The 13,740-nt window shown below is 30.3% G+C and carries 10 protein-coding genes; 1 reads left to right on the forward strand and 9 read right to left on the reverse strand.

Translation table 11 applies throughout. From position 1 onward, the window contains the following. Nucleotides 1-2: 2 nt before the first annotated feature. Genes L8U00_RS03405 through pheS form a run of 5 tightly spaced genes read right to left on the reverse strand, consistent with a single transcriptional unit; the run spans nucleotide 3 to nucleotide 7,154 of the window. Entirely contained in the window at nucleotides 3-1,670 is a 1,668-nt protein-coding gene (locus tag L8U00_RS03405; protein ID WP_263682341.1) for a 30S ribosomal protein S1, read from the reverse strand. A 55-nt stretch (nucleotides 1,671-1,725) separates the two neighbouring features. After that, nucleotides 1,726-2,562: a 4-hydroxy-3-methylbut-2-enyl diphosphate reductase gene (locus tag L8U00_RS03410; protein ID WP_263682342.1), complete on the reverse strand. Its 837-nt coding sequence runs from the start codon at nucleotides 2,560-2,562 to the stop codon at nucleotides 1,726-1,728. Further along, nucleotides 2,552-3,838 (reverse strand): 3-phosphoshikimate 1-carboxyvinyltransferase, encoded by a 1,287-nt coding sequence (gene aroA / locus L8U00_RS03415; RefSeq protein WP_263708506.1) that lies wholly within the window; start codon nucleotides 3,836-3,838, stop codon nucleotides 2,552-2,554. Before aroA ends, L8U00_RS03410 begins: the two co-directional genes overlap by 11 nt. Beyond that, complete coding sequence (gene pheT, locus L8U00_RS03420; RefSeq protein ID WP_263708507.1) at nucleotides 3,835-6,165, reverse strand: phenylalanine--tRNA ligase subunit beta; 2,331 nt, start codon at nucleotides 6,163-6,165, stop codon at nucleotides 3,835-3,837. The genes aroA and pheT overlap by 4 nt, the downstream gene beginning before the upstream one ends. Beyond that, nucleotides 6,162-7,154 (reverse strand): phenylalanine--tRNA ligase subunit alpha, encoded by a 993-nt coding sequence (pheS, locus tag L8U00_RS03425; protein WP_263708508.1) that lies wholly within the window; start codon nucleotides 7,152-7,154, stop codon nucleotides 6,162-6,164. Before pheS ends, pheT begins: the two co-directional genes overlap by 4 nt. A gap of 86 nt (nucleotides 7,155-7,240) precedes the next feature. Between pheS and L8U00_RS03430 the strand changes: the two genes are divergently transcribed. Continuing rightward, on the forward strand, nucleotides 7,241-7,606 hold the full coding sequence (locus L8U00_RS03430; protein WP_240379776.1) for a histidine triad nucleotide-binding protein: 366 nt from the start codon (nucleotides 7,241-7,243) through the stop codon (nucleotides 7,604-7,606). Nucleotides 7,607-7,623: 17 nt separating this feature from the next. On the opposite strand, the gene pckA is transcribed toward L8U00_RS03430, so the two are convergent. Genes pckA through L8U00_RS03450 form a run of 4 tightly spaced genes read right to left on the reverse strand, consistent with a single transcriptional unit; the run spans nucleotide 7,624 to nucleotide 13,732 of the window. Next, nucleotides 7,624-9,198 (reverse strand): phosphoenolpyruvate carboxykinase (ATP), encoded by a 1,575-nt coding sequence (gene pckA, locus L8U00_RS03435; RefSeq protein WP_263708509.1) that lies wholly within the window; start codon nucleotides 9,196-9,198, stop codon nucleotides 7,624-7,626. Nucleotides 9,199-9,208: 10 nt separating this feature from the next. Next, nucleotides 9,209-10,993 carry a biotin/lipoyl-containing protein gene (locus L8U00_RS03440; RefSeq protein ID WP_263708510.1) on the reverse strand — a complete coding sequence of 595 codons (1,785 nt, stop codon included), beginning with the start codon at nucleotides 10,991-10,993 and terminating at the stop codon, nucleotides 9,209-9,211. A gap of 57 nt (nucleotides 10,994-11,050) precedes the next feature. Then, nucleotides 11,051-12,385: a sodium-dependent transporter gene (locus L8U00_RS03445; protein WP_263708511.1), complete on the reverse strand. Its 1,335-nt coding sequence runs from the start codon at nucleotides 12,383-12,385 to the stop codon at nucleotides 11,051-11,053. Between the two features lie 9 nt (nucleotides 12,386-12,394). Next, nucleotides 12,395-13,732, reverse strand: coding sequence for a sodium-dependent transporter (locus L8U00_RS03450; protein ID WP_263663468.1), 1,338 nt, complete (start codon nucleotides 13,730-13,732; stop codon nucleotides 12,395-12,397). Nucleotides 13,733-13,740 lie beyond the last annotated feature (8 nt).

Below are 13,740 nucleotides of genomic sequence, written 5' to 3' on the forward strand. Positions count from 1 at the left end.
TATTATGAAAGTTGATCTTTGATAATATCACCTAAAGTTACTTTATCATTATCATTGATTTCATTTAACGCTTCTCTTTCTTTCATTCTTGCAAGACTTTTTACGCTTAAACGAATTCTATTTTTCTTTTCATCAATGAAAACAATTAAAGCTTCTATTGTATCGCCTACTTTTAAACTTGAAAAATCAATATTACCTAAATCTTCTTTGTGAATTAGCGCATCAACGCCCTCTTCAAGCTCTACAAAAACTCCAAAATCCTTAATATCTCTAATTTTTCCTGAGATAATATCATTTACTTGGTGTTTTTGAGCATAAACTTGCACAGGACTTTTTTGCAATTCTTTAGTACTTAAAGAAATTTTTTGATTTTCTTTATCTAGCTTGATGATTTTAACTTCTATAACATCACCAACTTTATACATATCTTTGCATTTATCGTTTCTATTCCATGAAGCATCTTCATTATGCAACAAACCTTCTAAGTTTGCAATTTTTACAAAGGCACCAAAATTAGTCACAGAAGTAACACTACCTTTTACCACATCACCTACTTTATGTGATTTTAAAAACTCATCAAAAGGTTTTGCTAATAAATTTTTTAAAGAAACTCTAAGTCTTCTTTCTTTAGCATTAATCTCAATTACTTCCACATCAAGCTCTTGGCCTTCGCTAATATAATCTTTTGGATTTTTAGCATTTTTATCCCAAGAAATTTCACTTATATGTAAAAATCCTTCTATATCATTTCCCAAATCAACAAAAGCACCATATGGCTCTATATTTGAAACCGTAACCTTAATAGTGTCACCAACCTCTAAACCATCTTTAATTTCATCCCAAGGATCAGGCATAGCAAGTTTGATAGATAAAGAAAGATGTTTTTTATCTTTATCATATTTAATCACTTTTACAGGAACCTTATCACCCTCATTATATAATGAACTAGGATTTACCGGTCCTTTATAAGAAATTTCACTATAGTGAACCAAACCATCAACACCGCCTACATCAACAAACATACCATAGGTAGTGATTTTTTTAACAATACCTTCTATGATTTCTTCTTGATTTAACACATTTGAGATAATCTCTTTGCGTTTTTTTCTTTCTTCATCTACTATTTTTTTTCTAGAAACTACTATACTTTGAGCTTCTTTATCAATTTTGATGATTTTAACTTTGAAAGTTTTATTGATGATGTTATTTGAATCTTTAAAGCTACTTTGTGATTTTGGCAAGAAAAATTCTACTCCATTTTCATCCACAGCTACAAAACCGCCTCTATTTTTACCAATGATTTTTACATCAATCATACTTTCATCATCTTTATAATTATCAATAAATTCTTTAACTTTTTGCTTTCTTAAAGCTTTTTTATGAGAAAGTAAAGATCTGCCACCGCGAGAACCCACTATAGCAACTTCTAATGTATCGCCTTCTTTGAAGATAAATTCGCCTTTGTCGTTTTGAATTTCTTCTATTGCCAAAATACCTTCTGATTTTTGCCCTACATTTACAAATACTTCATCGCCTTTAATCGCGACAATTATACCCTGTGTAGTTGCCTCCTCATCAGACTTGAAAGATTCCTCGAGCATTTGCTCAAAATCTTCTTCTATAATAATATCCTCTAGTCTGTTTTGAACTTTTTTGTTCACCTCGCTCATCGTGGTCCTTTGTTTTAAATTTTAATTCTTGATTATAGTATTGTTTTCTTTAAACTTAGTTAATTTTGGTGTATTCTTTGATTTTTTCCAAAACCAAGTCAATTACCCAATCCGGTGTAGAAGCACCTGCGCTAATACCGCATTTTTCTTTGCCACTAAACCATTCTTTTTGAATTTCCTTTTCATTTTCGATTAAATAGCTATCCTCGCAGTAATTTTTTGCTATTAAAAAAAGTTGCTTAGTATTAGCTGAATTTTTTCCTCCAACTATTATCATTACATCACTTTTTTTAGCAAGTTCATTGATTGCTTCTTGATTTTTAAAAGTCGCATCACATATGGTATTAAAAACGCGCACTTCCTTAACCCTAAGCATTAAAAAATTCACAATTTCCATAAATTTTTCTATCTTTTTTGTAGTTTGTGATACTACTGCGATTTTAGAAGGTAATTTAATATCAAATAATTCTTTTTCATCAAGAACCACATAAGCTTTAGTGCTTACATAACTTCTAACCCCTTTTACTTCAGGATGATTTTCATCTCCAAAAATCACAACTTCATAACCTTCATTGCTCATTTGCTCACAAATTTTTTGAGGTTTAGTTACAAAAGGACAAGTTGCATCAAAAATTTCTATATCTTTTTGCTTTAATTTTTCTAAATCTTGCTTTGTAATACCATGGGTTCTAATGATAGCTTTTTTTTCTGTGCTTAATTCATTAATATCATTTAATGTTTTAACATTATAATTTTTCCAAAGTCTTGTGATTTCTTCATTATTATGGATTAAAGGGCCTATGGTGGCTGCATCTTTAATCTGCTCGGCTTTTTTAATAGCTCTTTTTACTCCAAAACAAAATCCATAACTTTTTGCTAATTCAATCTCCAAATTTAGCTCCTATTTGCTTTAAAATCTCAATAAAATTTGGAAAAGAAGTTTTGATGCATTCACTATCATCTACTTCCATTCCACATCTTAAACCTAAAATTAAAAAACTCATCGCGATTCTATGATCTCCAAAGCTTTCTATTTTAGCACTTTTAACTTCGCCACCTTCTACTTCAAAACCATCTTCTAATTCTTTTACTTTTATGCCACATTTTTGCAAATTTAATACAATTGATTTGATTCTATCACTTTCTTTTACGCGTAATTCTTTAGCATTTTTTATAATGCTTTTTCCTTTTGCACAAGCAAAAGCTATGGCCAAAGCTGGAATTTCATCAATCAGCCATGCGATATTTTCACTCACACTTACTGCCTTTAAAGGCGCACTTTCAACACAAATTTCTCCAATACTTTCAAAATCTTCATTGATAATACTATAAGTGATTTTTACACCCATTTTTTCTAAAATTTTAAAGGCTTCAATACGTGTTTTATTTAACAAAACATTTTTTAAAACTACTTTTGAATGAGGTAAAATACAAGCAGCTAAGGCAAAATAAAAGGCTGATGATGGATCATTTGGTACACATACTTCAAATGCTTTTAATTTTTCTTTTAAAGGATTGATTTTGATAAAAGTTTTATCCTCATTTAAATACTCAATGCAAGCCCCCATTTTATTAAGTATAATCTCACTATGATCTCTTGAAAGCTCAATTTCTTTAAAATAACTTTCTTTTTTGGCAAATAAAGCTGCTAAGATTAAAGCTGATTTTACCTGAGCTGAAGCAATATTACTACTAAAATCAAAACCATCCAACTTAGCTCCTTGTATACAAATAGGCGCTAAATTTGCATTAGCTCTTCCATAAATTTTAGCTCCTAAACTCATCAAAGGCTCACTTACACGTCTCATCGGCCTAGCATTTAAATAACAATCCCCACTAAGTACAAAAAATTCATCTTCAATAGCGCTTAAAAGACCTATTAAAAGTCTCATAGCTGTACCTGAATTTCCACAATCTAAAACATAATTTGGAGATTTTATATATTTTGGAGCTTTAATGCAAATTAATCCATCAATTTCTTCAACCTCAGCTCCCAAAGCTTGAATGATTACTAAAGTATGTAAAGTATCTTGGGCTTTTAAATAATTTTTAATCTTACAAGTTCCTTGAGTAAGCAAAGAAAAGATAGCAAAGCGATGAGATATAGACTTATCAGAAGCTATATCTTCAAGCTCTGCTGTAAAAGAACTAATAGGACTGATTTTCATCGAAGTTTTAAACCATACTCATCATCTAAAGCTTTGATGATTTTATCAATATATTCAAGAATAATATTATCTTCTAAGGTTTTTTCAAAATCTCTAAATACTAAATTAATAGTCAAGCTATAAAAATCGCCTAAATTCTCATCTGTATATAAATCTACTACTCTAAAACTTTCTAATCTTTCAATATCTAATTTAGCAATGGTATGTTTGATTTTTTCATATTCAAAACCCTTAGGTATAACTATACTTAAGTCCCTGCTCATAGATGGAAATTTAGAATAAGCTTTAGCGGTTTTAAAGTCTTGTTTTAAGCCTTCTAAATCAAGCTCACAAATATAAGTTTTAACCAGATCTCTTTTATTTTCTATACTTAAATGCACTCTACCTATAAACCCTATACGCTTGCCATTTTTATATACATTTGCTTGCTCATATGGGCTTAAAAATACATATTCTGATTTTTGCAAACTAAAATCACCTATAATGCTTTTTAATTCTGCTAAAAAAGTATAAAAATCTACCAAAACAGGCTTAGCCTTATTTGTGATTTTAGCTTCTTCTTTGTAGCCACTAAAGATCATTGCAAATTTAGCATGCTCGTTTGAAAACTCATCAAAAACACTACCACATTCAAAAAGTTTGATTTTCTTTTTTGAATTTCTTAGATTAAAACTTGCTGCATTTAAAAGATGATTTATCAAAGTGCTTCTTAAAGTATTAAGCTCATTGGTGATAGGATTAATGAGTTTGTTTTTAATACATTTAAATCCTAATTGACTTAATTCTTCTTCATTATCTAAAACATAATGCACACTTTCAAAATACCCATTACTACTTGCTTTTAATCTTAAATTTTTAAGCTCTTGATAATCAAAATATACTTGATTTAGGCGATTTTTTTCTTTAAATTCTAAAGCTTTTGATGGGATATTATCAATGCCAATAATTCTTACTATTTCTTCACTAATATCAGCTATATTTGCTATATCACTGCGATGAAGTGGGATTTTGATATTAAATTGCTCATCATTTACCACACTTATTTCAAAGCCTAGTTTTTTAAGAATTTTTACTAAATTATTTTTATCTATAGGCATACCAATGATTTTATCAATCTCTGCACCAAAAATACCAATAATATTTGCTTCATTTTCTTTAAAAACTTGTTGACTTCCAGAAAAAACACTCATCGTGCTAATTTTCAAGCACTCATTAAATAAATACTCCATTCCCAAAGAAAGCTTAGGCTCACTACCTCTTAAAGAACGATATATAGTGTCATTTTTCTTTTTATAAAAGGCTATTGCATTTGCTATAGTTTGAGGATGAGTATAGCTTGCTTCTATAATGATGATTTTACTTTCATCATTGATTTTAAATTTATCTTCTTGCTCTATACCTGCTAAAGCAATCAATTCATCTTTATAATAAACTCCATATTCTCCATGTTCTTGAGTTTTAATTTCTAAAACAATCTTTTCATCGATTTGACAATCTTGACAAAGCTTATGAAAATCATAAGCACAAAAAATCACTCCACTTGCATGAGTTGCATATGTTAAAAGATTTTCTATATTATTATTTTTATATGCTTCAATCAAGGCAAGGCGAATTTGTATCGTAATATTTAGCTTAAATTCTTCTTTAATCTCTAATGCTTTATAAGTAAAAAAGCCTTCAACATCGCTTTGATTTTTAACACTTAGTATTCTTCCTATACCTACGCTATTTTCACTTTCTTTTAAAGAATTTAATTCTTTTAAATTTAAATCAAGTGCTGCGCTTAAATCTCTAGCAACACCATATAAGCTCAAGCAATCTCCACGATTTGGAGTAAGTTCAATTTCAATTAATTCATCATTAAAAAGTTCATAATCATTTAAAGCTTTTCCTAGAACTAATTCTCCCATGCTTTCATCTAAAACCATAATGCCTTCATTGCTTTTTCCAAAACCAAGCTCACTAGAAGAGCAAATCATACCCATAGATTCAACCCCTCTAAGTTTGGCAGGTTTTATCTCAAGTCCATTTGGAAGCACTGCACCCACTAAAGATACGGCTACAAATTGATCTTTATCAACATTTTTTGCCCCACAAACAATTTGTAAAATTTCATTCCCAACATCTACTTTACAAATATTCAATTTATCTGAATTTTCATGTTTAACTTTTTCTAAAACCTTACCTACTACAACTTTTTGGGGAGCTTTAACACTTTTGAAACTATCAACTTCTAATCCTATAGAATTTAAAGTATTTACTATAGTTTGCGTCGATATTTCACTTAAATCAATCCATTCATTTAACCAATTTCTACTAATAATCATCTAAATTGCTCCAATAATCTTAAATCACCTTCAAACATAGAACGCAAATCAGGAATTTTATGTAAAAGCATAGCAAAACGCTCCACACCCAAACCAAAAGCATAGCCACTTACATTTTTATAACCAACAAATTTATAAACATTAGGATCAACAACACCACATCCTAAAACTTCAAGCCATCCTGTTTGCTTACAAACCCTACATCCACAACCTTTACAAAATACACAAGAAATATCTACTTCAGCAGATGGCTCTGTAAAAGGAAAAAAGCTAGGTCTAAAACGCACTTTTACATCACCAAACATATGTTTTAAAAAATGTTCTAGCATATCTTTTAAATTTGCAAAATTTACCTTATCACCCTCTTCTACCACAAGTCCTTCCACTTGATGAAACATAGGTGTATGGGTAATATCAAAATCTCTTCTAAAAACTGCACCTGGTGCTATCATTCTAATAGGTGATTTTTGAGATAGCATAGTTCTAATTTGAACTGGAGAAGTTTGAGATCTAAGCAAGGTTTTATCTTCAAAATAAAAAGTATCTTGCATATCTCTTGCAGGATGATTTTGTGGTAAATTTAATGCTTCAAAATTATGAAAATCATCCTCAATCAAAGGCCCTTTTTCTATGCTGAAATTTAAAGCTGTAAAATATTCTATGATTTTATCCATAGTTTGCATGATTGGGTGCAAAGCACCTGCATTTGAAGTTTCATCAAAAAAACTAAAATCTTGCACATCTTGTTTCATTTTTTCATTTAAAGCTTTTTCTTCCAATTCTTTTAATTTTACTTGATAAGCTTCATTAAATTCATCTTTTGCTTTATTTAAACCATTAGCAAATTCTTTTTTTTCTTCACCTTGCAAATCTTTTAACTTTGCAAATTCCAAAGTCAAAATACCTTTTTTTCCTAAAACACTTACTTTTATATTTTCAAGTTCTGCTAAAGTACTTGCAGAAGCAATTTTTTCTATCATATCTTGCAATTTTAGCTCCAACTAAATTTTTTTTAAACATTCTAATGTAAAATTATTTAAAATTAGCAAAAATAACAAAAAAAAAGGACTACTAAATGAGAGAAAAAACCGTATTTGAACTAATCATAGAAGGAAAAATCCCTGCTAATAAAGTTTTAGAAAGTGAAAAATTTTTAGCCTTTCATGATATTAATCCTAAAGCACCTATTCATATTTTAATCATTCCAAAAGAACATTTTGAAAACTTTCAAGAATTAAGACCTGAATTAATGAGTGAAATGACACAATTTATTCAAGAACTAGCTATTCTTTTAGGGCTTGATAAAAGTGGGTATAGATTAATCACAAATTGTGGAAAAAATAGCGGACAAGAAGTCTTTCATTTACATTTTCATATGTTAGGTGGATTTGAGCTTCCAAAAAATAAAGAAACCCAAATCAATCCTGAATCACTATTCTAAAAAGAGCTTAACTCTTTTTAGATAGCAGGACCAGCTAATTTAAATTCTGCTCCTTCTTTTACATCTTCATAGCGTTTAAAATTTTCTATAAACATTTTTGCAAGCTTTAATTTGGTTTCCTTATAAGCTTTTTTATCTTCCCAAGTATTAATAGGGTTTAATAGCTTACTTTCTACACCTGCTAATTCTTTTGGAACTGCAAGATTAAATAAATCATAGTTTTCAAACTCACAATTTTGTATACTACCATCTAAAATCGCATTAATGCAAGCTCTAGTAGCTTTAATACTCATTCTTTTGCCTACACCATAAGCTCCACCGCTCCAACCGGTATTTACTAGATAAACATTCACATTATGCTTGCTGATTTTTTCGCCCAAAAGTTTTGCATAAACAGTTGGGTGTAATGGCAAAAACACTTCTCCAAAACAAGCTGAAAAAGTCGCAACAGGCTCAGTAATACCTCTTTCAGTTCCTGCTACTTTTGCAGTATAACCACTTAGAAAATAATACATTGCTTGTTCTTTGCTAAGTTTACTAACCGGAGGTAAAACACCAAAAGCATCTGCCGAAAGGAAAATAATATTATTAGGATGACCTGCGCTAAGACTTGGCTCGTGATTTAAAATATGATCTATTGGATAAGAAACTCTAGTATTTTCAGTTTTAGAACCATCATTAAAATCAACGCTTAAATCATCTTTTAAAACTACATTTTCTAAAAGTGCATTTTGCTTTATAGCTCCATAAATTTCTGGCTCACTTTGAGGGTCAAGGTTAATACATTTTGCATAACAACCTCCTTCAAAATTAAACACACCCTCATCATCCCAACCATGCTCATCATCGCCTATTAATTTTCTTTTTGGATCGGTTGAAAGAGTAGTTTTACCTGTACCGCTAAGTCCAAAGAAAAGCGCCACATCACCTTTTTCTCCAACATTAGCACTACAATGCATAGGAAGTTTATTTTCTAGCGGAAGCCAGTAATTCATCATAGAAAAAATTCCTTTTTTCATCTCTCCGCCATACCAAGTCCCACCAATTACTGCTATATTTTTTTCTATGTTAAAAATGACAAAAACTTCTGAATTTAAACCATCTTTTTCATAGTCTTCATTCACACATTTGCAAGCATTATACACCACAAAATCAGGTTTAAACTCACCAAGCTCTTCTTCTTTTGGACGAATAAACATATTTTTTACAAAATGCGCTTGCCAAGCAATTTGTGTTACAAAACGCACAGCTTTGCGACTTTTTAACGAAGCACCACAATATGCATCTTGGATATAAATGTCACTATTACTAAGCTGCTTTTTAGCTTTTGCTAAAAGTTTTTCAAATAATTCCTCGCTAATAGGTTGGTTAATCTTACCCCAAGCAATATATTTTTGTGAAGGATCTTGTTTTACAAAATATTTATCCTTAGGGCTTCTTCCGGTAAAAATTCCCGTATCCACACTAAAGGTACCATTTTTAGTACATACACCTTCATTGTTATTTTTTTCATGTTTTAAAAGCTCATCATAACTAAGATTATGAAAAACTTGCCCGATATTTTCTAAACCTAAATTTTCTAAACCTATCATTTTTGCCTCCTTATTTATAAGTCATTAAAACCTGGCCTTCACTTACACTCTCACCAGCATTTATTAAAAGTTCTGCAATTTCTCCATCTTTACTTGCACTAACTTCAATCTCCATTTTCATAGCTTCAAGCACAGCTACAACTTGACCTGCTTTAACACTGTCATTTTCTTTTACTAAAATTTTAAATACATTTGCATTCATACTCGCAACGATGGCATTAGCACTATCATCTACTTGTGCCTTTTTCACTTCTGTTTTGTCTGAATTTACCTTGACAGCACTTTTAACATTAACATCTCTATCAAAGCCTGCACTTACTTCCACATGATATTTATTACCATTAACTGAAACGGTAAATTGATTTTCATTGATAAGACTTGGTTTTAATTTGCTATTTTTTCTAACATTAACCTTAGCTTCACCTTTTAAGAAAGCTATACCTTTTTCTTTACAAGCTGCAACGATAAAAATATTTTCTTCACTTGTTTCTAAATTTTCTTTTTCCAATAAGTTTTTAATATAAGCTATACTTTTACTCTCATCTGCATCAGCGATATCTGTAGCTAATTTTGTAGTTGGTTCTAATTTTAATTGCTCGCTTGCAAGCTTAATTACTTCAGGATCTGGAGCAACGGGAGTTTTTCCAAAATATCCTAAAACCATCTTACCATACCCATCTGCTATTTTTTTCCAAGGTCCAAACATTACATTATTAAAAGCTTGTTGAAAATAAAATTGCGATACAGGAGTAACCGAAGTACCATAACCACCTTTTTCTACCACTTCTTGCATGGCTTTTATAACTTGAGGAAATTCATCTAAAATATTATTATCTCTCATCATTTGGGTATTAGCAGTTAATGCTCCACCTGGCATAGGCGAAAAAGGTATTAAAGGATTTACCGCTGTTGCTTCAGGTGGTAGAAAATAATCTTTTAAACAATCTTTTAACACTTCTTCATATTTTAAAATTTTTTCTTCATCCAAACCAAGATCAAAATTACTTCCCTTTAGAGCATGAAGCATGGTTAAAATATCAGGTTGGCTTGTACCACCACTAACAGGAGCAGCAGCCAAATCTATACCATCAACACCTGCTTCTAAAGCCGCTAAATAGCATGCTATGCTTACCCCTGCAGTTTCATGCGTATGTAACCTTATATGCATATTTTCAGGCAAGTTTTTTCTAGCCATTTTAATAACTTCATAAATTTTATTTGGATTTGAAGTTCCACTTGCGTCTTTAAAACAAATACTATCAAAAGGAATTTGTGCTTGTAGGATTTCTTTTAAAATTCTTTCATAAAAAGGTACATCATGCGCGCCTTTACATTTTGGAGGTAAATCCATTAAAGTAATAGTGATTTCATGTTTTAAACCATGTTTAACTATGCATTCTCCACTAAATTTCAAATTATTTACATCATTTAATGCATCAAAATTTCTTATGGTAGTTGTACCATGTTTTGCAAACATTTTTGCATGTAAATCAATAATTTCTTTACTACCTGTATCAAGTGCTACAGTATTAACCCCTCTTGCAAGGGTTTGTAAATTTGCTTCTTTTCCAACGATGGCTCTAAATTTATCCATCATTTCAAAGGCATTTTCATTTAAATAAAAAAATAAGCTTTGAAACCTAGCTCCACCGCCAAATTCAAAATGCTTAATATCTGCTTCTTTAGCTGCTTCTAGGGCAGGAAAAAAGTCATTCATCAAAACTCTAGCACCATAAACAGATTGAAAACCATCTCTAAATGTGGTATCCATCACATCAATTAATTTTTTAGCCATAATTTTTCCTTATTTTTGCATCTTTGCAATTATAACCTTATTTCTTAAAAAATAAATTTATAAAATTTGATTTAACATAATGATAATAATCGCAACAGGCGCAACAAATCTAAGCAAAAAATACCATATTTCAAAAATACTTTTACTCATAAATTTAGAAAATAAATTATAGATTTTCATTTTATCTACAAAAAATCCTACAAAAATAGCACTAGCAATAGCTCCAAGTGGGAGCATAAAATTAGAAGTTAATTTATCCAAAATATCAAAAAAACTTAGACCAAAAAAGCTAAAACTAGTTCCATAACTAGCACTAAAAGATAAAATACAACTCATCCCTAAAAGAAAAACCACAAAACCTATAAAAACCAAAGCCTTTTTTCTTGAAATTTTATATTCATTCACAAGATAAAAAGTAAAAGGTTCTATCATAGAAACTGCTGAAGTAATCCCTGCAAAAAACAAAGCCAAGAAAAAATAAAAGGCTAAAAAATGCCCAAAGATAGCACCTAAGTTGGAAAATAAAGTCGTTAAAGATATAAATACAAGTCCAGCACCTTCTGCGGGATTGGCATTAAATTTAAATATAAAAGTAAATACAATAAGCCCCATCATTAAGCCTATGCTGATATTTAAAAGCACAATTATGGCTGAACTTGTGATTAAATTTGTATCATCTTTTAATGAAGCTGCGTAAGTAGTAATACAACCTATACCTAAACATAAGGTAAAAAAAGCAAGGCCTAAAGCTGTTAAAACCGAGTTTAGATTAAGTTTAGTAAAATCAGGATAAAACAAATAAACAAAAGCTTCTTTAAAACCATCTTGAAAAAAGCAATACACTAGCATTAATACAAGCATGATAAATAAACTTGGCATGATCCAAACATTCAGTTTTTCTATACCACTTTTAACCCCTCTTGAGACAACAAACAAGGTAAGAAAAAAAGCAATTAAAAAATACAAACTACTTTCTAAAATACTATTTTGTATTAAATTTCCAAACAAAGCTCCTGCCTCTTGGGTATTGCTAGGCAAATAATAAATCGAAGTTATCATGTATTTTAAAACCCAACCCATAATAACAAGATAAAAAGATAATACAAAAATTCCACCAAGCATAAAAAATCCCGCAAATTTCCATTTTTGAGCATATTTAGTTGCTAAGCTTTTATAGGCATTTACAGGATCACTTTGACTTAATCTTCCCATAGCAATTTCAGCCAAAAATACACAAAATCCCACACTAATAGTCAAAAGCAAATACAAAAGTACAAAAGCAAAACCACCATTTTGCCCTACTAAGGTTGGAAACTTCCAAGCATTTCCAAGCCCTATAGCACCACCTGCAACGGCTAATACAAAGCCTATTTTAGAAAATTTATCATTCATTTTAATGCCTTAGAAAAAAAGCTGTCTGGCCATGATTAAAATCACTGCTAATGGAGAAATATATCTTAAAAAGATATACCAAATTTCAAAATATACCCCACGCATAAATGGTTGAAATAAAATTTGCAAAGCTTCTTTTTTAAGCACAAAACCTACAAAAAATGCTGTAATTAAAGCAGAAATTGGCATTAATAAATTTTGTATGAAAAAGTCTAAAATATCAAAAAAACTTTTTCCAAAGAAATTTAAACTTGGCGCGCTTACATGATAAAAAGAAAGTATAGATAAACTTCCAAGAAAATAAACAATCACACCTACAAAAACCAAAGCTTTCTTTCTTGAAATTTGATAACGATTTATAAGATAAAAAGTAAAAGGTTCTATCATAGAAATAGCTGAAGTAATTCCTGCAAAAAATAATGCAATAAAAAAGGCTATGGCTAAAATATTTCCCAAAAATCCTAATTTTGCAAAAAGTGTTGTTAGTGATATAAATATAAGCCCTGGACCTTGTTGAGTAGGATCAGCTCCAAATTCAAATATAAAAGTAAATACAATAAGCCCCATCATTAAGCCAATGATAGTATTAATAATAATAATATTTAAAGCACTACTTATAAAATTTGTTTTATCAGGCAAGCTTGCTGCATAGGTTAAAATCACACAAACACCCAAAGACATACTAAAAAATGCAAGCCCTAGCGCATCTAATATAGAATTAACACTTAATTTTGAAAAATCAGGCACGAATAAAAACTCACTCGCTTTAGAAAAACCATCCATACTAAAAGAATACCCAAGCATTAAAATAAGTAGTATAAATAAACTTGGCATCATCCAAACATTGAGTTTTTCTATACCACTTTTAACACCTTTTGATACTACATAAAAAATAACTATAAATACAAAAGTAAAACATATAAATTGAGATAAAACATCATTAGAAAGTAAATTTCCAAAAATAGCGCCTGCTTCATTTGTATCTTTAGGTAGTTCAAAAAATCCAAAATAAGCATATTTTGCTATCCAACCTATCACAACACTATAAAAAGACACTAAAATAATAGCACCAAGCATAAAAAATCCCGCTAGTGACCATGCCTTTTTATTTTTTGGTGCTAAAGTATAATAAGCATTTACAGGATCTTTTTCGCTAAGTTTTCCTATGCTAAGTTCTGCTAAAAATATTACAAAAGCCACACCCAAGGTTAAAAGTAAATACACCACTACAAAAGCTGAGCCGCCATTGTTACCCACTAAAGTTGGAAATTTCCAAGCATTTCCAAGCCCAACGGCTGAACCTGCCACTGCTAATACAAAACCTATTTTAGAAAATTTTTCATTCATCTTTTAAC

The sequence above is a fragment of the Campylobacter sp. IFREMER_LSEM_CL2256 genome (assembly GCF_025771645.1).
Classification (GTDB): Bacteria; Campylobacterota; Campylobacteria; order Campylobacterales; family Campylobacteraceae; genus Campylobacter_D.

Bases quoted from the DNA above. Each gene is read 5' to 3' on its own strand.
- L8U00_RS03430 (WP_240379776.1), top strand. From the start codon at position 7,241: ATGAGAGAAAAAACCGTATTTGAACTAATCATAGAAGGAAAAATCCCT.
- pckA (WP_263708509.1), bottom strand. From the start codon at position 9,198: ATGATAGGTTTAGAAAATTTAGGTTTAGAAAATATCGGGCAAGTTTTT.
- L8U00_RS03405 (WP_263682341.1), bottom strand. From the start codon at position 1,670: ATGAGCGAGGTGAACAAAAAAGTTCAAAACAGACTAGAGGATATTATT.
- aroA (WP_263708506.1), bottom strand. From the start codon at position 3,838: ATGAAAATCAGTCCTATTAGTTCTTTTACAGCAGAGCTTGAAGATATA.
- L8U00_RS03450 (WP_263663468.1), bottom strand. From the start codon at position 13,732: ATGAATGAAAAATTTTCTAAAATAGGTTTTGTATTAGCAGTGGCAGGT.
- L8U00_RS03445 (WP_263708511.1), bottom strand. From the start codon at position 12,385: ATGAATGATAAATTTTCTAAAATAGGCTTTGTATTAGCCGTTGCAGGT.
- pheT (WP_263708507.1), bottom strand. From the start codon at position 6,165: ATGATTATTAGTAGAAATTGGTTAAATGAATGGATTGATTTAAGTGAA.
- L8U00_RS03440 (WP_263708510.1), bottom strand. From the start codon at position 10,993: ATGGCTAAAAAATTAATTGATGTGATGGATACCACATTTAGAGATGGT.